The 16858-nt window shown below is 68.4% G+C and carries 22 protein-coding genes; 9 read left to right on the top strand and 13 right to left on the bottom strand.

Going from position 1 to position 16858, the window contains the following annotated elements; all coding sequences use genetic code 11:
* Nucleotides 1-18: 18 nt before the first annotated feature.
* A complete protein-coding gene (locus BW949_RS05410; protein WP_076363927.1) occupies nt 19-840 on the bottom strand; it encodes a DUF6473 family protein in 822 nt (273 codons plus the stop codon).
* Nucleotides 841-1014: 174 nt separating this feature from the next.
* On the opposite strand from BW949_RS05410, the gene BW949_RS05405 reads away from it, so the two are divergent.
* Nucleotides 1015-1890, top strand: coding sequence for a 3-hydroxybutyryl-CoA dehydrogenase (locus BW949_RS05405; protein WP_076363926.1), 876 nt, complete (start codon nt 1015-1017; stop codon nt 1888-1890).
* Nucleotides 1891-1915: 25 nt separating this feature from the next.
* Here BW949_RS05405 and BW949_RS05400 read toward each other — a convergent pair whose 3' ends face one another.
* From BW949_RS05400 to BW949_RS05370, 7 genes are read right to left on the bottom strand one after another with little or no spacing between them, the layout of a single operon-like run.
* The gene (locus BW949_RS05400; protein ID WP_076363925.1) at nt 1916-2794 is read right to left on the bottom strand and encodes a lysophospholipid acyltransferase family protein; all 879 of its coding nucleotides are present in this window, start codon (nt 2792-2794) and stop codon (nt 1916-1918) included.
* Nucleotides 2795-2854: 60 nt separating this feature from the next.
* The gene (locus BW949_RS05395; RefSeq protein ID WP_076364801.1) at nt 2855-3130 is read right to left on the bottom strand and encodes an HPr family phosphocarrier protein; all 276 of its coding nucleotides are present in this window, start codon (nt 3128-3130) and stop codon (nt 2855-2857) included.
* Nucleotides 3131-3158: 28 nt separating this feature from the next.
* Nucleotides 3159-3560: a PTS sugar transporter subunit IIA gene (locus BW949_RS05390; protein ID WP_076363924.1), complete on the bottom strand. Its 402-nt coding sequence runs from the start codon at nt 3558-3560 to the stop codon at nt 3159-3161.
* Nucleotides 3557-4534 carry an RNase adapter RapZ gene (gene rapZ / locus BW949_RS05385; protein WP_076363923.1) on the bottom strand — a complete coding sequence of 326 codons (978 nt, stop codon included), beginning with the start codon at nt 4532-4534 and terminating at the stop codon, nt 3557-3559. The genes BW949_RS05390 and rapZ overlap by 4 nt, the downstream gene beginning before the upstream one ends.
* Entirely contained in the window at nt 4531-5010 is a 480-nt protein-coding gene (locus tag BW949_RS05380) for an HPr kinase/phosphorylase (RefSeq protein ID WP_083947596.1), read from the bottom strand. Before BW949_RS05380 ends, rapZ begins: the two co-directional genes overlap by 4 nt.
* Nucleotides 5011-5016: 6 nt before the next feature.
* A complete protein-coding gene (locus BW949_RS05375; RefSeq protein WP_083947595.1) occupies nt 5017-6750 on the bottom strand; it encodes a sensor histidine kinase in 1734 nt (577 codons plus the stop codon).
* 18 nt (nt 6751-6768) lie between these two features.
* Nucleotides 6769-7470 (bottom strand): response regulator transcription factor, encoded by a 702-nt coding sequence (locus BW949_RS05370; RefSeq protein WP_076363922.1) that lies wholly within the window; start codon nt 7468-7470, stop codon nt 6769-6771.
* Between the two features lie 337 nt (nt 7471-7807).
* On the opposite strand from BW949_RS05370, the gene BW949_RS05365 reads away from it, so the two are divergent.
* Nucleotides 7808-9406 carry a phosphoenolpyruvate carboxykinase gene (locus BW949_RS05365; RefSeq protein ID WP_076363921.1) on the top strand — a complete coding sequence of 533 codons (1599 nt, stop codon included), beginning with the start codon at nt 7808-7810 and terminating at the stop codon, nt 9404-9406.
* Nucleotides 9407-9651: 245 nt separating this feature from the next.
* Nucleotides 9652-10005 carry a hypothetical protein gene (locus tag BW949_RS05360; RefSeq protein WP_143524414.1) on the top strand — a complete coding sequence of 118 codons (354 nt, stop codon included), beginning with the start codon at nt 9652-9654 and terminating at the stop codon, nt 10003-10005.
* Nucleotides 10006-10052: 47 nt separating this feature from the next.
* On the opposite strand, the gene BW949_RS05355 is transcribed toward BW949_RS05360, so the two are convergent.
* The 4 genes from BW949_RS05355 to BW949_RS05340 all read right to left on the bottom strand — a co-directional run bounded on the left by BW949_RS05355 (nt 10053) and on the right by BW949_RS05340 (nt 12431).
* Nucleotides 10053-10709, bottom strand: coding sequence for a periplasmic heavy metal sensor (locus BW949_RS05355; protein WP_076363919.1), 657 nt, complete (start codon nt 10707-10709; stop codon nt 10053-10055).
* 2 nt (nt 10710-10711) lie between these two features.
* Complete coding sequence (locus BW949_RS05350) at nt 10712-11146, bottom strand: hypothetical protein (protein ID WP_076363918.1); 435 nt, start codon at nt 11144-11146, stop codon at nt 10712-10714.
* Nucleotides 11139-11723, bottom strand: coding sequence for an RNA polymerase sigma factor (locus tag BW949_RS05345; protein WP_076363917.1), 585 nt, complete (start codon nt 11721-11723; stop codon nt 11139-11141). The genes BW949_RS05350 and BW949_RS05345 overlap by 8 nt, the downstream gene beginning before the upstream one ends.
* Nucleotides 11724-11807: 84 nt before the next feature.
* The gene (locus BW949_RS05340; protein WP_076363916.1) at nt 11808-12431 is read right to left on the bottom strand and encodes an EF-hand domain-containing protein; all 624 of its coding nucleotides are present in this window, start codon (nt 12429-12431) and stop codon (nt 11808-11810) included.
* Nucleotides 12432-12589: 158 nt separating this feature from the next.
* On the opposite strand from BW949_RS05340, the gene BW949_RS05335 reads away from it, so the two are divergent.
* Nucleotides 12590-13345, top strand: coding sequence for an NUDIX hydrolase (locus tag BW949_RS05335; protein ID WP_076363915.1), 756 nt, complete (start codon nt 12590-12592; stop codon nt 13343-13345).
* 17 nt (nt 13346-13362) lie between these two features.
* On the opposite strand, the gene BW949_RS05330 is transcribed toward BW949_RS05335, so the two are convergent.
* A complete protein-coding gene (locus BW949_RS05330) occupies nt 13363-14685 on the bottom strand; it encodes a FliI/YscN family ATPase (RefSeq protein ID WP_076363914.1) in 1323 nt (440 codons plus the stop codon).
* A gap of 80 nt (nt 14686-14765) precedes the next feature.
* Between BW949_RS05330 and BW949_RS05325 the strand changes: the two genes are divergently transcribed.
* The 5 genes from BW949_RS05325 to BW949_RS05305 are packed head-to-tail and all read left to right on the top strand — an operon-like array spanning nt 14766 to nt 16856.
* The gene (locus tag BW949_RS05325) at nt 14766-15152 is read left to right on the top strand and encodes a FlgB family protein (RefSeq protein WP_076363913.1); all 387 of its coding nucleotides are present in this window, start codon (nt 14766-14768) and stop codon (nt 15150-15152) included.
* Nucleotides 15153-15162: 10 nt separating this feature from the next.
* Entirely contained in the window at nt 15163-15555 is a 393-nt protein-coding gene (flgC, locus tag BW949_RS05320) for a flagellar basal body rod protein FlgC (RefSeq protein WP_076363912.1), read from the top strand.
* Between the two features lie 17 nt (nt 15556-15572).
* Nucleotides 15573-15869 carry a flagellar hook-basal body complex protein FliE gene (fliE, locus tag BW949_RS05315; protein ID WP_076363911.1) on the top strand — a complete coding sequence of 99 codons (297 nt, stop codon included), beginning with the start codon at nt 15573-15575 and terminating at the stop codon, nt 15867-15869.
* A 3-nt stretch (nt 15870-15872) separates the two neighbouring features.
* Nucleotides 15873-16139, top strand: coding sequence for a flagellar biosynthetic protein FliQ (locus BW949_RS05310; RefSeq protein WP_076363910.1), 267 nt, complete (start codon nt 15873-15875; stop codon nt 16137-16139).
* Nucleotides 16140-16142: 3 nt separating this feature from the next.
* Nucleotides 16143-16856, top strand: coding sequence for a flagellar hook-basal body complex protein (locus tag BW949_RS05305; RefSeq protein ID WP_076363909.1), 714 nt, complete (start codon nt 16143-16145; stop codon nt 16854-16856).
* Nucleotides 16857-16858: the final 2 nt, after the last annotated feature.

The raw sequence follows: 16858 nt of genomic DNA, 5'->3' as shown, positions 1-16858 counted from the left end.
TCGTTCCAGGGGCTCGCCCTAGAGGAAGCGGCGCAACACCGGTTCCAGCGCCTCGGCCATCTCCTGATGCACCGCCGGGCCGGGCATCCCGGCCGCCGCCGGCGCCTCGAGCGGGGCGAATTGCATCCCCGCCGTGCCCGCCTCGCAGGCCGTCTTCGAGGGATCGACCCGCACCAGCTCCGAGGCGAAGGGGCGGATCTGCGCGACCATGTCGGGATCAATGAACAGCGGATCAGGGCCCAGCGGATCGGCGGCCGGCTGCGCGCGATACTCGCCCAGCCACATCAGGACGGCCTCGCCCTCGAGCCGCGAGAGCAGCAGCTTCATCCGCGCAACCCAACTGGTGCGCAATTCTTCGACCAGCACCTCGAAACGGTCGGGCGCCCGCTCGCGCAGCGACATCAGCATGTGCCGCGTGAAGTTGAATTCCGAGAAATCCACGTCGCGGAACAGGTTGCGCATCAGCGAGGAGGCGCGCAAGAACCGGTCGTTGCGGCGCGGATGGACCGCATAGAAGCGGTTGGACATGTTATGCGCGCCCATCAGCTGGATGACCGACACCGCCGCGGGGCGGATCACGTCGCTCAGCTCGGCATCGCCCACGAAGACATCGACCCCGGCATTCACATAGCCGAAGTTGACCACCGGCATCCCCAGGCGCCGTTCCAGCAGCACGGGCCAGGGTTCGGCCACGAACTTGCCATAGGTCTCGGTACCGCCGATCGCGGCGCAGAAGGGGCTGTCCAGCTTGCGCTTCGGTCCCCGGAACAACAGTTTCGATTTGCCATAGCGGCACGGAACGTAGTCAAGGGCCCCCCGGCCCTGAGACGCAAACGACATCTCACCCACCTGTTTTCATTCACCCGCGCCGAGACTGCGCCGCAAGTCTTGCCAAAGTCCTAAAATGAAAATGCACCGCGTTTCCGGCGGGCCGGGCCTTCGCCCTTGCGCGGGACGCGGGCGCGCGCATAAGGTCGCAGCCGAGACAGGGACGCACAGCACGCGAGGGATGGCATGGAGATCCGGTCGGTTGGGATCGTGGGCGCAGGCCAGATGGGCAACGGCATCGCGCATGTCTTCGCGCTGGCCGGCTATGACGTGCTGCTGAGCGACATCAGCCAGACCGCGCTGGATGCCGCGATCGCGCAGATCGAGCGCAACACCGAACGCCAGGTCGCGCGCGGCAAGATCACCGCCGAAGCCCGCGCCGAGGCACTTTCCCGTATCAGAACAACGCTTTCGCTCAAGGATCTGGGGCCGTCGGACCTGATCATCGAAGCCGCGACCGAGCGCGAGACCGTCAAGCAGGCGATCTTCGAGGATCTGATCCCGCACCTGAAGCCCGAGACGATCCTGACCTCGAACACCTCGTCGATCTCGATCACGCGGCTGGCCTCGCGCACCGACCGGCCGGGCAAGTTCATGGGCTTTCACTTCATGAACCCGGTGCCGGTGATGCAGCTGGTCGAGCTGATCCGCGGCATCGCCACCGACCAGGAAACCTTCGACACGCTGCATGCGGTGGTCCGGCAACTGGGCAAGACCGCCGCCAGCGCCGAGGATTTTCCTGCCTTCATCGTTAACCGCATCCTGATGCCGATGATCAACGAGGCCGTCTATACCCTCTACGAGGGGGTGGGCTCGGTCCGGTCGATCGACGAATCGATGAAGCTGGGGGCCAATCACCCGATGGGGCCGCTGGAGCTGGCCGATTTCATCGGGCTGGACACCTGTCTGGCCATCATGAACGTGCTGCACGACGGGTTGGCCGACACCAAGTATCGGCCCTGCCCGCTGCTGACCAAATATGTCGAGGCCGGCTGGCTGGGCCGCAAGACCGGCCGGGGCTTCTACGACTATAGCGGCGAGACGCCGATCCCCACGCGCTGAGCGGGCCCGGACGCCGCGCGCGGCCTCAGCCCTCGAGCGACAGGGTATGCGCGCGCAGCCAGGCCAGGAATTCGCGCGGCTGGCGCACCCGTTCGGCCACCTCCTCGGGGGGGATCGGCGGACCGATCACCGGCGCTTGCGGCTTGCCCAGGGCGGCGCGGATCTCGTGCAGCAGCAGCCCCTGACGCAGCGTGGCCGACAATTGGTTGGCGATCTGATAGGCGCGGGTGTTCTGCCCCGGAAAGCGGATCGGCAGCACCGTCGCCCCGGAGCGCGCCAGCATCTTGGCGGTGAAGGGGTTCCATTCGCCTTCGATCGCGGGGCCGAACCAGCTTTCCGAGGCCGCCACCCGACCGGCCGGGAACAGGATGATGACGCCCCCGGCCCTGAGCTGCGCCATGCAGGCCTCGCGCATGCGCAGGCCGTCTTCGCGGGCGTTGGCCTCATGCGGGAAGGGCACCGGGATCATGAATTCCGCGATCTCGGGGATGCCGGTCAGCAGCGAGCGCGTCAGGATCTTGAAATCGCCCCGGACCCGGCCGATCAGTTCCGCCATCACCATGCCGTCAACCAGCCCGTGCGGATGGTTGGCCACCACCACCAGCGGCCCGGTCGCGGGGATGCGCGCCACCTGCTCGGGCGGGGTCAGGATGTCGATCCCCATCACCTGGATCGCCTGCGCCCAGAACGCGCGGCCGACGGGGGCGCCCTGGGCCTCGAACTTGCGGATCAGGCTCAGGAGCCTGGGCTTGGCGGTCAGCCATTCCAGCGTGCGGATGGTGCCGGCCTTCCACGGGTTGGTGAAAGTGCCGGCATAGGACAGCCGCCGCTTGTCATAGGGCCGGGGGGGGACGGTCGGTGGGGGCGCTCCTGCGGTGCCGGTTCGGGGCGTAAGCTCGTCCATGGCGACCCTCCTCGTCTGGCGGCCTCGTCTGGCGGCGCGGCGACCGCGTTTGGCCCCGGCTCAGCTCTCCTCGCCGAAGCGGCCCGACACCAGCGCCTCGAGCGCATCGGCCAGCTCGACCGCCTGCGGCCCCGAGGTCGTGACCTCGATGGTGGTGCCACGCGCCGCCCCCAGCATCAAGAGGCCCATGATCGAATCCCCCGAGACATTCATCCCCTCGCGCGCGACCTCGGCCGAGGCGTCGAAATCCTCGACCACCTCGACGAAACGGGCCGAGGCACGGGCATGCAGCCCCTTTTCATTCACGATCTTCAGGACACGCGTGGTGGTCATCATGTTCTCCGAAAGGGCCTCCGGCACCGTCTCAGCCCTCGCGGGGCGCGCCGGTGCGGATGCTGTCGATATATTTGCGCCCGGCCCCCAGCGCCGCCTCGACGGCGTCGTTCAGGTTCAGTTGCCGCGACTTCGCCAGCTTGATGAGAAGCGGCAGGTTCGCACCATAGATCACCTCGCGCGCGCAATTCTGGCACGCCATGAGGCTGAGGTTCGAGGGCGAGGCGCCATAGAGATCGGTCACCACGACAACACCTTCGCCCATGTCCACGGCATCGACCGCATCGGCAATCTCGGCCTGCTTGGCGCTGCGCGAATGCTCGCGCTCGATGGAAATGGCCCGGATGCCGGGCTGCGGGCCCACCACATGTTCGACCGCCGCAAGATATTCCCGCGCCAGCCCGCCATGTGCCACGATCACGATCCCGATCACGCCCCGCGCCCCGTTCCAGAAGTGGTCCCCGCCGCTGCCTGCGGGCCTGCCGCACCTTCGACCAAGGCGGCGGCGCGCCCCTCGGCCTGGGCGCGGCGCTCAAGCTCGCGGTGACGTATAGACACCCGCCACCCCTTCTCTGCAAGGCCATGGGCGACCTTTTCCGCAACGGAAACCGACCGATGCTGGCCGCCGGTGCAGCCAAAGCCGATGGCCAGATGCGCCTTGCCCTCGGCCTCGGAGGCGGGCAGCAGAAATTCGATCAGCCCCATCAGATGCGCCATGAAGTCGCCATGCCGCGGATCGGCGGCGACATGCGCGGCCACGCGCGGGTCGCGCCCGTCCAGACCGCGCAACTCGGGCACCCAATGGGGATTGTCCAGAAAGCGGCAGTCGAACATCAGATCCAGCCCGCGCGGCACGCCCCGCTTGTAGGAAAAGCTGTGCACCGACACCGCCAGATGCGCCCGCCCCTGGGTGCCGAACCAGCGCGCCACCTCGGCCTTGGCCTCGTGCGGGGTCATGCCGGTCGTGTCGATCAGGATATCGGCGCGCACCCGGATCGGCGCCAGCAGGTCGTATTCCTGCGCGATGCCGTCTTCGGGGGTGGCGGCGGGGGCCAGCGGATGCCGGCGCCGGGTCTCGGAGAAGCGGCGCAGCAATTCCTCGGCGCTGCAATCGAGATAGAGCACCTCGAGCGTCAGCCCCGGATCGCGGGTCAGCCGGTCGATCAGCTCGATCAGGCGGGCGACGGCGAAATCACGGTTGCGCACGTCGATGCCCAGCGCGATCGGATGGCCCAGCGGCGGGCCGTCCAGAAGCCGCGGCACCAGCGACAGCGGCAAGTTGTCGATGGCCTCATAGCCCAGATCCTCGAGCGCGGCGATCGCCGTCGAGCGCCCGGCCCCCGACGGGCCGGTCACGAAGACCACCCGTTGAATGCCGTCCGTCTCCGCTTCGTGCGCGGCGCTCATGCGACACGCCCTCCTTTCAGGAACTGGATGAGTGCCGCAGAAAAATGCGCATTTCGCACCCGCAGCACAAGGGGGATGGACCTGCCAAGAAGGACAGTCCTGCGATCGGGCGGCAGGCGTTCGGTCTCGTCGCGCGCCAGATCGACCAGGCCCGCCACCGGCACCGGCCCCACCGCCGGCGCGGCCAGGATGCCGATCCCGCGCGCCTCGATCCGGCCGCGGATGGGGGCGGGGGCCTCGGCGCTCAGCCCGTCGCCCGTGGCGCGCAGCACGGTGCGGTCATCGGCCACCAGATCGGCGCCCAGCGCCATCATCGCCAGCGCCAGCGTGGATTTGCCCGCCCCCGAAGGCCCGGCCAGCAGCAGCGCCCGCCCACCCCAGGCCACGCAGCTGGCATGCAGCGTCAGGGCCTCGCCGGGGGCGGCGGGGCCCGTCCCGACGGGAACATCGCTCGGTCCGGCCTGCGCCTGCGCCATCGCCCGTCAGACCGGCAGGCCCACCACGAAGCGCGCGCCCAGCGGCTCCGAGGTCACATCGGCATCGGTGGGCTTGATGTTCTCGGCCCAGATCACGCCGCCGTGGGCCTCGACGATCTGTTTCGAGATGGCCAGCCTCAGGCCCGAATGTTCGCCGAACTGGCCCGGGGGGCGTTCGGAATAGAAGCGGTTGAACACCTTGGTCAGCGCCTGTTCGGGGATGCCGGGGCCGGTATCCTCGACCACGACCAGCACACGGTTCTCGCGCTTGCGGGCCCAGACGCGCACCGCATCGCCATCCTCGCAGAAGGAAATGGCATTGGTGATCAGGTTCACGAAGACCTGCGCCAGACGCGCCTCGAGCCCCTGGATCACGATCGGATTGCGCGGCAAGTCGGTGATGAAATCAACGCCCTTCTCGGCGGCCTGCTTGCCCAGATGCTCGGTCAGGTTGCCCAGCATCTTGAGAAGGTCGAAGCTCTCCTCCTCCTCCTTGACCAATTCGCTGTCGAGCCGCGAGGCGTTCGAGATATCCGACACCAGCCTGTCGAGCCGGCGCACGTCATGGTCGATCACGTCCAGAAGCCGCATGCGCTGATCGTCGCGCCGCGCCAGGCGCAGCGAGGCCACCGCCGAGCGCAGACTGGCCAGCGGGTTCTTGATCTCATGCGCCACGTCGGCGGCGAATTGCTCGTTCGAGTCGATCCGGTCATAGAGCGCGGCCACCATGCCCCGCATCGCCCCCGACAGCCGCCCGATCTCGTCGGGGCGGGCGGTCAGGTCGGGAATGCGCACGCGCGACGGGCTCATCTTGCGGGCGTTCTTGTCGCGGCCCAGCTCGGCGGCGGCGGCCATGTCGGAAATGGGATTGGCGATCGTTGCGGCCAGCACCAGCGACAGCGTGATCGACACGATCATCGAGACGACGAACATCTGAAGCACCTGCTCGCGCTCGGCCCGGACCAGGGCGTCGATCTCGCCGGCCAGCGAGCTGAGGCCGATCACCGCGATCACCCGCTCGTCATGCTCGAGCGGGGTGACGACGGCGAAGATGGTCTCGCCCGAGGCGGTGCGCTGCGAGGTGACCTGCGTGTGCCCCGAAAGCGCGGCGGGCAGCATCTCGCGCAGAAGCGCGCGCGCATCGGCCGGCGCAGCGCGGTCGGGCGGGGGCGTGACCAGACGCGCCATCCCGTCCCAGAGCCGGTTCAGCATGTCGGTGATGACGGTCGAACGGGCATCGCGGCCCAGGCCCAGCACCAGATCATCGGCGCGCCGGGGCTGGCCTTCGGTGGTGGCCAGGATCGCGGCATCAGGGGCGAAGACATAGATCTCGGCGCCCGAGTTGCGCTCGATCAGACCCAGCGTTTCGGCAGGATCGGGCAGCGGCGCCCCCGCGGGCCCGGTCTCTCCGGACAGAAGGCGGGCCTCGAAGACATCGGCGGCCAGCATCGCCTCGGCGACCATCGCGCTTTCGCGCTGGATCACCAGGCTGTCGCGGAACGGGTTGACGTAAAGCACCCCCGAAACCAGCACCAGCATGGCCATCAGGTTGTAGATGATGATCTTGCGCGCCAGCGGCGAGCGGTTCAGCGACACCATCCCGCGCCGGGCACGGCCCTCGCGCAGCTCGGTGTCCACCGAATCCTCGGGGGCGTCCCAATCCTCGCCCAGAACCACCTGCGGGTGGTCCCGGCGTCCCTTGCGCGGGCGCAGGCGCCCTATGCGTGCAGCGATGCTCATGCGCGCGTCTACCGGCTCTTATTCCTCGTTGTAGCGATAGCCGATGCCATAGAGCGTCTCGATCGCCGAGAATTCGTCATCGGCGCTGCGCATCTTCTTGCGCAAGCGCTTGATATGGCTGTCGATGGTGCGGTCATCCACATAGACCTGATCGTCATAGGCCACATCCATCAGCTGATCGCGGCTCTTGACGAAGCCGGGGCGCTGCGCCAGCGCCTGAAGCAGCAGGAATTCGGTCACGGTCAGCGTGACCTCCTTGCCCTTCCAGGTCACCGAATGGCGCAAGGGATCCATGGTCAGCGAGCCGCGCACCATGACCTTGGTGTCCTCGGTCGTGGCGACCTCGCCGGTCGAGATGGCCTCCTGGCGGCGCAGGAGCGCGCGGATGCGCTCGACCAGAAGCCGCTGGCTGAAGGGTTTCTTGACGTAATCGTCGGCGCCCATGCGCAGGCCCAGAACCTCGTCGATCTCGTCATCCTTCGAGGTCAGGAAGATGATCGGCATCGACGTCTTCTGGCGCAGGCGCTGCAACAGGTCCATGCCGTCCATGCGCGGCATCTTGATGTCGAGAACGGCCATGTCGGGCAGGCGCTTGTTGAAGGCATCCAGCGCCGATTGCCCGTCGTTGTAGGTTTCCACCTCGAACCCCTCGGCCTCGAGGGTCATCGAAACCGAAGTCAGGATATTCCTGTCGTCATCGACCAGCGCGATACGAGACATATGCGAGATCCTTAGCTGCTCTGTGTTATTGGTCGTTTTGCGACATAATCCGGCTTCGGTCGCGCGGAATCAACCAAAACCGCGAATCGCAGCCTCCAGACCCCTTGATGGGACCGAAAAAACCTCAAGGTTCGACTAATTTGCCTCACCTTCCCGTGCTGATTGCGCTAACCCGACCATGTTTTCGCTAACTGCGGCAACCGCGCTGTTTCTTCATTTCCCTGTCATGTTATAGGGCGCCCGTGCCGGCCCGTCAGGCCGGGATCGGCCCCCGGCAAGCGCGGGGCGCCGGGAGGATATCGAACCGCCGTGATATGATCGGCATCGGGAGCTTGAGATGATCATTGGACGTGTGAACCCGGCGAAACGCCTGGAGGATCAGGGCATCACCGACCTCGGGAATGTCTATTACAACCTGATCGAGCCGGCGCTTGTGCAAGCCGCCATCGAACGCGGCGAAGGCACGCTGGGCAAGGGGGGCGCCTTCTACTGCTCGACCGGCAAGCATACCGGCCGCTCGCCCAAGGACAAGTTCGTCGTCCGCACCCCCGAAGTCGAAGACACGATCTGGTGGGAAAACAACGCCCCCATGGCCCCCGAGGCCTTTGACCTGCTCCATGCCGACATGCTGGCGCACATGAAGGGCCGCGACTATTTCGTCGAGGATCTCTATGCCGGCGCCGACCCCGAGCACCGCCTGGATGTCCGCGTCATCACCGAGATGGCCTGGCACGGGCTGTTCGCGCGCCACCTGCTGCGCCGCCCCGCCGCCGAGGAACTGGCCAGCTTCGAGGCCGAATTCACCATCATCAACTGTCCGACCTTCAAGGCCGACCCGGCGCGCCACGGCTGCCGCACCGAAACGGTGGTGGCGCTGAACTTCGCCAAGAAGCTGATCCTGGTCGGCAACACCGCCTATGCCGGCGAGATCAAGAAATCGGTCTTCACGCTGCTGAACTACATCCTGCCCGGCAAGGGCGTGATGGCGATGCACTGCTCGGCCAACCACGCGATCGGCAACACCGATGACACCGCCATCTTCTTCGGCCTGTCGGGCACCGGCAAGACCACGCTGTCGGCCGATTCCTCGCGCACGCTGATCGGCGACGACGAGCACGGCTGGTCGGAAAAGGGCACCTTCAACTTCGAGGGCGGCTGCTACGCCAAGACGATCAACCTGTCGGCCGAGGCCGAACCCGAGATCTACGCGACCACCTCGAAATTCGCCACCGTGGTCGAGAACATGGTGTTCGACAAGGACACGCTGGACCTCGATTTCGCCGACACCAGCCTGACCGAGAACACCCGCTGCGCCTATCCGCTGGACTACATCTCGAACGCCTCGGAAACCTCGCTGGGCGGGCATCCCAAGAACGTCATCATGCTGACCTGCGACGCCTATGGCGTGCTGCCGCCGATCGCGCGGCTGACCCCGGCGCAGGCGATGTATCACTTCCTGTCGGGCTTCACCTCGAAGACGCCGGGCACCGAGGTCGGCGTGGTCGAGCCGATCCCGACCTTCTCGACCTGCTTCGGCGCGCCCTTCATGCCGCGCCGCCCCGAGGTCTATGGCAAGCTGCTTCAGGAAAAGATCAACGCCAACGGCGCGACCTGCTGGCTGGTCAACACCGGCTGGACCGGCGGCGCCTATGGCGTGGGCAAGCGGATGCCGATCAAGGCCACCCGCGCGCTGCTGACCGCGGCGCTGGATGGCTCGCTCAACAACGCCGAATTCCGCAAGGATCCGAACTTCGGCTTTGACGTGCCGGTGGCCGTGCATGACGTGGACAGCACGCTTCTCGATCCGCGCGCGACCTGGGCCGACCCGGCCGCCTATGACGCGCAGGCCGAGAAACTGGTCAAGATGTTCGCCGAGAACTTCGCCCAATACGTGCCCTTCATCGACGACGACGTGAAGGCCGCCGCGATCGGCTGATCGCCGCCCCGCATCGCAGGATCGAACGCCCCCGGAGATGCGCTCCGGGGGCGTTTTTCATGCGCTGGCCCCCTGGCTTTACAGGGGCTGCGCGCGCGCCTAGCCTGAGGGCCATGAAAGCGCCCGTCCCCACGCCCCTTCGCAACCTCCTCCTGGCCACGCCGCGCCGCGTCCTGGCGGTTATGTCTGTTGCGGGGGTCGTGCTGGCGGGCACATGGATGGCAGGGGGGACAGCAGGGGAAATGATGGCCGAGGCAGGATCGCAACCGGCGATGCCGCGCGTGGAATGCAGGGTCACGCCGGGCAAGGGCGCCGATATGGGCGCTGAAACCTTCTGCGCCGCGCTCTCGGCCGAGATCGCCGCGCGGCTGGCGCCGGGGGCGGCGGCGCTGATCCGCGCCGAGATCGCCCAGCCCAACCCGCGCACGCTGCGGGTCCGCCTGAGCTGGTTCGCCACCCCCGAGGGCGGCGGCACGGCCTTGGGGGAAAGCCCCGAGATGGGGCTCGACGTCATGGACCGCGACCGCCTGCCCGATGCCCAGATCCGGCGGCTGGCGCGCGATCTCGTGACCCGCTCGGGGCTAAGCTTGCGCGACTGACCCGGAACCGGCGCGCCCCTTGACCCCACGCCCGGACCGCAGCGCGATCACTGCGCGGCGGGCATGTCGGGAACTTCGGGGGCGGGGGCTTCGGGGGCAGGGGCCTCGGGCATGTCCGGCGGCACCGGCATCGGCGCGTCCCCCTGCGGCCCGACCGGCGCCCTTCCGGCCGGGTCAGGCCCCGGCCCCATCCCCGGCCGCGGCCCGCGATCATCGCGGCGCGGCGGTCCGGGCGGCCCGCGCCGCAAGGCGGCTTCGAACCGATCGGCAAAGGCGCGGCGTTCCTCGAGGCTCATTTCCGCCACACGTTCGGCCAGAAGCCGCTGACCCAGATCCATGCGTTCGCGGATGCGCGCATTGTTGGCATCGAACACCGCCGTCAGCGCGCTGGCGTCCCAGGTCTCGGCGCGCAAGGCCGCAAGCAGCGCCTTGTGCTCGGTCTGCACGGCCTTGCGCATGGCGCGGAAATCCAGCCCCGCACTCATGGCCTCTTTCCACATCCGGCGCCGGTCCTCATGCGTCAGGGCCTCGGTAAAGGCGCCGATGCTGATATCGCCGACCGGCGGCCGGGGCGGCCCGTCACGACGGGCGATCATGCCGCCCAGGACAATGCCCACCACCAGCAGGTTCAGCGTCAGCGACGCGATCAACAGCACGCGGGTCCTGCCCCCCTGGCGGGGCGCCTTTTCCGGGGTTTGGGTCATTTTCAGCCCTCCAGCTCCATGGCCAGCATGAAGCTGTCACTGTCATCGGGGATGAGGCTCAGCGTCGTGGCCGAGGCGCTCATGGCGCCGCCGCCCCACAGCCCGCCGGCCGCGATCGACAGGCTGTCGGCCCCGGCCATGCCGATCCAGACCCCCGTGACCGCCGCCGTCGCCATGCCGCCCATGGCGCGCCATCCACCGACCGCATCACGCAGCGCCGCCGCGAGGCCGGCCCAGAGCCCCGCCGAAACGTCCGCGGCACCGGGCAGGGCCTCGCCTGCCCGGGACGGGCCGGCCTCGAACCCCGCCTGCACGGCCTCGGCGTCGCTCAGAACCCGTGCCAGAAGGGCTGCGGACGGCTCGGGCGGATGCGCCCGCGCGGCCACGAGAAAGGCGTCGAGCGGGTCGTGCCCGCCATCGGTCCCGGCTTCAGTCATGACCATACCCCAATTCCTCGCGCCGTCCCGCCAAGGCCGCGGCCAGCGCCCGTTTCCCCCGAGCGGTGAGGCTTTCGACAGCCTCGACGCCCACCTCCATGATCTCGGCAATCTCGGGGTTCGATAACCCCTCGAGATGCCGCAGCACCACCGCCTGACGCTGCCGTTCGGGCAACGCCGCCAGCGCCGCTTCCAGGGCTGCGGCACGATCGGCCGCGATCAGCCCTTCCGTTGCCGAGGGCCGGTCGTCCGCCGGTTCGGCAATCGCGTCGATCCCCACCGACCGGCGGCGGCGCAATCGGTCGATGCACAGGTTCGACACCACCCGATAGAGCCAGGTCGAGACCCGTGCCTCGCCCTGACGCCATTCGGGGGCGACCTTCCAAAGACGCAGCAGCGCCTCCTGCGCCACATCCTCGGCCTCGGCCGCGTCCCCCAGCATCCGCCGCGCCACCCGCACCGCCAAGGGCACCAGCCGCAATGTCAGGGCCCGCGCCGCCGCGGGGTCACCCCCGGCGAAGAGAACCACGAGCGCCTCGTCCGAGGCCTCGCCCAAAGCGTCGAATGCCATGTCCATGCGCCTCCGGCGTATCGTCTGGCCTGCGGTCACGCAACCACCGCGTGGCCCCGGCGCACCGGACCCACGCGGCAGAGCCGGGCCTTATTCGGCCGGCGCGTTGGCGGGCGGCGCCATCGGCGCGCCGCGGTCGCAATCCTTGCCCCAGGGCGACATGCGGTGGGCAAAGCGGTCGCCGCGGTCACGGTCGCGGCCGAAATGGCGGTCCATGCGCGCTTGCGCCCGTGCCAGTTCGTCCCGATCCAGCGCGCCGTCATCGTTGCGGTCAAGCCGGTCGAACAGCCTGGCGCTGGGCGCGGGGCGGGCCAGCAGCTCCTCGGCCGACAACAGGCCGTCGCCGTCGGCATCCTGCGCCTTGATCCGCTCGGCGGCCATGCGTTCGGCGACCTCGCGGTGACGCGCCATCGACTGGGCGACCAGTTCCGCCTGCGAGATCTTGCCATCCTTGTCGGCGTCGATCCCGGCCACCTTGGCGGCACGGCCGGCGGCGATCTCCTCGGGCGTGACCCGGCCATCGCCATCGGCATCGAGCGTCATCAGGTCGATCACGCCGCGGCGCATCAGGGGCGCACCGTCCATCGCCGGGCCCATGGCCCCGGCCCGCGGCGCCACCGGCGCGTCATTGGCCATGGCCGGAAGCACCGTGCCCAGAACGCCCGCGGCAACCAGAGCCGACACGCCGGCCGACCAGAAACGATTCATCTTCATCTCGTCACTCCTTTTCACTCTCCCCGGCGGATCTCCCTCCGCCCTGACATGGAACCAAACGGGCGCCGCGGGCGTTTCCGTCGCCCAGACCGTCACGCGCGGGCTTTTCCTGCGCGGACGGCCCGCCTAATCTGGGGGCCTGCGAAGAAAGGAAGCCCATGTCCGACAGCGCCTCGACGCCTTCCGCCCGCCCCGACCCCACCGCCCGTCCGCGCGCGGACGCGCTGCGCGATGCCGCCAGCGTGCTGGTGCTGCGCCGCGACGGGCCGGGCCCGCGCGTGCTGATGGGCCAGCGCGGGGCGGGCGCGGCCTTCATGCCGTCGAAATATGTCTTTCCGGGCGGCGCGGTCGATGCCGGCGATGGCGCGGTGGCGCTGGCAGCCCCCCTGCCCGATGCCTGCGCGGCGCGGCTGGCGCAGGAGCTGCGGCCCGACGCCCGCCCCGATCTGGTGCCGGCGCTGGCCGTCGCCGCCATCCGCGAATTGTGGGAGGAAACCGGGCTGGCGCTGGGCTGCCCCGGCGCTTGGCCGGGCACGCCCCCCGAGGATTGGCGCGGCTTTGCCGGGATGGGGCTTCGCCCCTCGGCCGCGGCGCTGCGCTTCGTCTTTCGCGCGATCACGCCGCCCGGACGGCCGCGGCGGTTCGATGCGCGGTTCTTCATGCTCGATGTCGCCGAGCTGGCCAGCGACCCCGACGATTTCTCGCGCGCCTGCGACGAGCTTTCGCATCTGCATTGGGTCGGGCTCGATCAGGCGCGGGCGCTGAACCTGCCCTTCATCACCGAGGTCGTCCTGGCCGAGGTGGCCGAGCTGGTGGCCGCGTCGGGCAGCGGGCCGCTCTGCCCGCCCGAAACGGTGGCCTTCTTCGACAATTCCGGCGCGGCGCGCTTTGCCCGGCTGGGGGCGCCGAGCTGAACCGGGGGCCCGGCGGCTCAGCTCTTGGGTGAGAGGCAGCGCGCCAGCCGGGCGAAACTGTCGGCGGTGGTGCCGGGTTCGTCTTCCGAGATGAAGCCATCAAGCCCCGGCCAGATCCGGATCGCCTTGTCGATCACCGGATCCGAGCCCGACACGTAAAGCCCCGCCTGCACCATCATCTCGGCCCGCTCATAGGCCCCCAGAAGCCGCCGCGCCTGCCCGATCAGGCTGTTTTCCTGTTCGCTGGCCGCATGCGGCAGCGAACGCGACACCGACCGCAACAGGTCGATGGCCGGAAAACGCCCGCGTTCGGCAATGGCGCGGTCCAGCACGACGTGACCATCCAGCACGCCGCGCAGGATATCGGCCACCGGCTCGTCCATGTCCGAGCCCGCCACCAGCACCGAGAAGACCGCCGTGATATCGCCCGAGCCTTCGGGGCCGGGGCCCGCGCGTTCGCCCAGCGCCATGATCTGATGCGAGGTCGAGGGCGGATAGCCGCGCAGCGACGGCGGCTCGCCCCCCGCCAGCGCCACCTCGCGGTGGGCTTCGGCAAAGCGGGTCACGCTGTCGGCCAGGAACAGCACATGCTGGCCCAGGTCGCGGAAATATTCGGCCACCGCCATCGCCGCCCAGGCGCAGCGCCGGCGCACCAGCGGCGACTGATCCGAGGTCGCGGCCACGACGACGGCGCGCGCCATCCCCTCGGTGCCCAGCGTTTCCTCGACGAATTCGCGCAGCTCGCGCCCGCGTTCGCCGATCAGCGCGATCACCACGACATCGGCATCGACCCCGCGCGCGAACTTGCCCAGAAGCGAGGACTTGCCCACGCCCGAGCCGGCGAAAAGGCCGATCCGCTGGCCGCGCACCAGGGGCAGCATGGTGTTGAAGATGGCCAGGCCGGTTTCCAGACGCTGGCCCAGCCGGCGGCGGCGCGCGGCGGGGGGGGGCGGCGTGCGCAGGTCGCGTTCCTCGCGCCCGCGCATCAGGGGACGGCCGTCGAGCGACTGGCCGAAGGGGTCGACGATGCGCCCCACCCAGGACCGGTCGGGCGAGATCCCCGCGCGTCCGATCAGCTCGGCCCGGTCGCCGATGGCCACCCCCTCGGGCGAGCCGTCGGGCAGCACCACCACCCGCCCCGGCTGGAGCGACAGCACCTCGGCGCCCAGGCTGCGGCCCGCGGCGGTCTCGATCTGGACGCGATCGCCCAGCGTGGCGCGATTGGCCAGCCCCGACAGCGCGATGGCCCCGCCCGCGACCTCGGTCACCTGGCCGACGCGGCGCACCGAGGCATAGCGCGAGATCTCCGCGCGCAGCAGATCGAGTTCGTTCGGGGCCATTCTGTCCTCCTGTGTTCTCGAAACGTTTTCTAAACGATTCGATTTTAAAACAAGGTTGATAGCTCGGAGGAGAAGCCCCGATGTTCGACAAACTTGATGTATTCCGGATCGCCCAGGCGTCGGCCTCTCATGCCGCGCTGCGCCTGAACGCAGTATCCCAGAATATCGCCAACGCGGATACCCCCGGGTATCGCGCCCGCGATGTTGCCCCCTTTGCCGAAACCTACCGCGCCGAACACGGCGGCGACATGCGCGCCACGCGGGCCGGGCATCTGGGGGCGTCTTCCAGCTTCGAGGCGGCCGTTCAGGAACGCCAGTCCCCCGAATCGATGTCGCCCAACGGAAACTCGGTCTCGCTCGAGGCCGAGATGGTCACCGCCGTCGATGTGCAGCGCCAGCACGACCGCGCGCTCTCTGTCTACAAATCCTCGCTCGATATCCTCCGGATGAGCATCGGACGCAAATAGGACCTGAGTCATGAGTGATTTTTCGACCTCTCTCAAGCTCTCGGCTTCGGCAATGCAGGCCCAATCCCAGCGCCTGCGCCATGTCTCCGAGAACATCGCCAATGCCGACACCCCCGGCTACCACCGCAAGACCGTCGCCTTTCAGGAGGTGATGGAGGGCGGCGTGGCCACGGGGGGGGTCAAGGTGGGCCCCGTCGAACTGGACCGGCGGGAGCTGACCCGAATCTACGACCCCGGCCATCCGCTGGCCGACGACAATGGCTACTACGACGGCTCGAACGTCGATCTGGTGGTCGAGATCGCTGACGCGCGCGAAGCGCAGCGCAGCTACGAGGCGAATCTGAAGATGTTCGATCAGGCGCGGCAGATGTCGTCGTCCCTGAGCGATCTTCTGCGCCGCTAACCGCAAGGAGGTCCAGAATGGATTTCACGACCAATATCGCCGCAAAGGCCTATGCGCAGGCGCGGCCCGCAACCGAAGCGCAAACCGGTCTTTCGTCCGGGTCGGGGCAGAACCTCGCCGGGCAGGCCTTCGACAGTTTCGCCCAGGCGCTCCAGCATGGCGAACAGACGGCCAAGGCCGCGATGACCGGCGGGGCCGACCCGCATTCGCTGGTGACCGCGCTGGCGCAGACCGAACTGGCCGTGGAGACGGCCGTGACGGTCCGCGACAAGGTCGTCGAGGCCTATCAGGAAATCCTGCGGATGCCGGTCTGAGCCATGGAACAGGCCATCTTCTTCGACACGATGCGCCAGGCCCTGGGGGTCGCGGTGCTGATCTCGGCCCCCCTCCTGGCGGTCGCGCTGGTCGCCGGCGTGGCCATCGGCCTCTTCCAGGCGCTGACCTCGGTGCAGGAGATGACGCTGACCTTCGTGCCGAAGGTGGGTGCGATGCTCGCCGTCTTCTGGGTGTCGATGTCGTTCATGTCCGAAGCGCTGGTGGCCTTCTTCACCGACGGGATCATCCCCCAGATCATCGGAGGCTGAGCCATGGATAACGCCATCTATACCGCATTGACCCGGCAATCGGGGCTGATGCGCGAGATGCGCGCGGTGTCCAACAACATCGCCAACGTCTCGACGGCCGGTTTCCGCAAGGAAGGCGTGATCTTCTCGGAATATGTCGCCGACCTGAACAACGCCGAACCCTCGCTGTCGATGGGCGATGCCAGCGCCCGTCTCATCAACCAGGCGCAGGGCCCGCTGTCGCCCACCGGCGGCACCTTCGACCTGGCGATCCAGGGCGAGGGCTTCTTCCAGATCGAGACGCCGCAGGGCAACCAGTTGACCCGCGCGGGCAGCTTCGTGCCTTCGCCCGAGGGCGAGCTGGTCACGCTCGACGGTTACCGGCTGCTCGATTCGGGTGGCGGTCCGGTCTTCGTGCCGACCAACACCCAGGTCTCGATCGGGCGCGACGGCACCGTCTCGGCCGATGGCGAACCGATCGGCCAGGTCGGGCTGTTCCTGCCCACCGACCCCAACGGGCTGATCCATCAGGGCGGCACGCGCTTCTCGTCGGATGCCGGATACGAGCCCTACGATCAGGGCACGATCCTGCAAGGTTTCGTCGAGGAATCGAACGTCGATCCGATCACCGAGATCACCCGGATGATCGAGGTCCAACGCGCCTACGAGATGGGCCAGAACTTCCTGGACCGCGAGGATCAACGCATCCGCGCCGTCATTTCCACCCTGTCGCGCTGAGA

The organism is Phaeovulum vinaykumarii (assembly GCF_900156695.1).
Classification (GTDB): Bacteria; Pseudomonadota; Alphaproteobacteria; order Rhodobacterales; family Rhodobacteraceae; genus Bieblia_A; species Bieblia_A vinaykumarii.
This window is presented reverse-complemented; position numbering and strand designations above follow the sequence as displayed.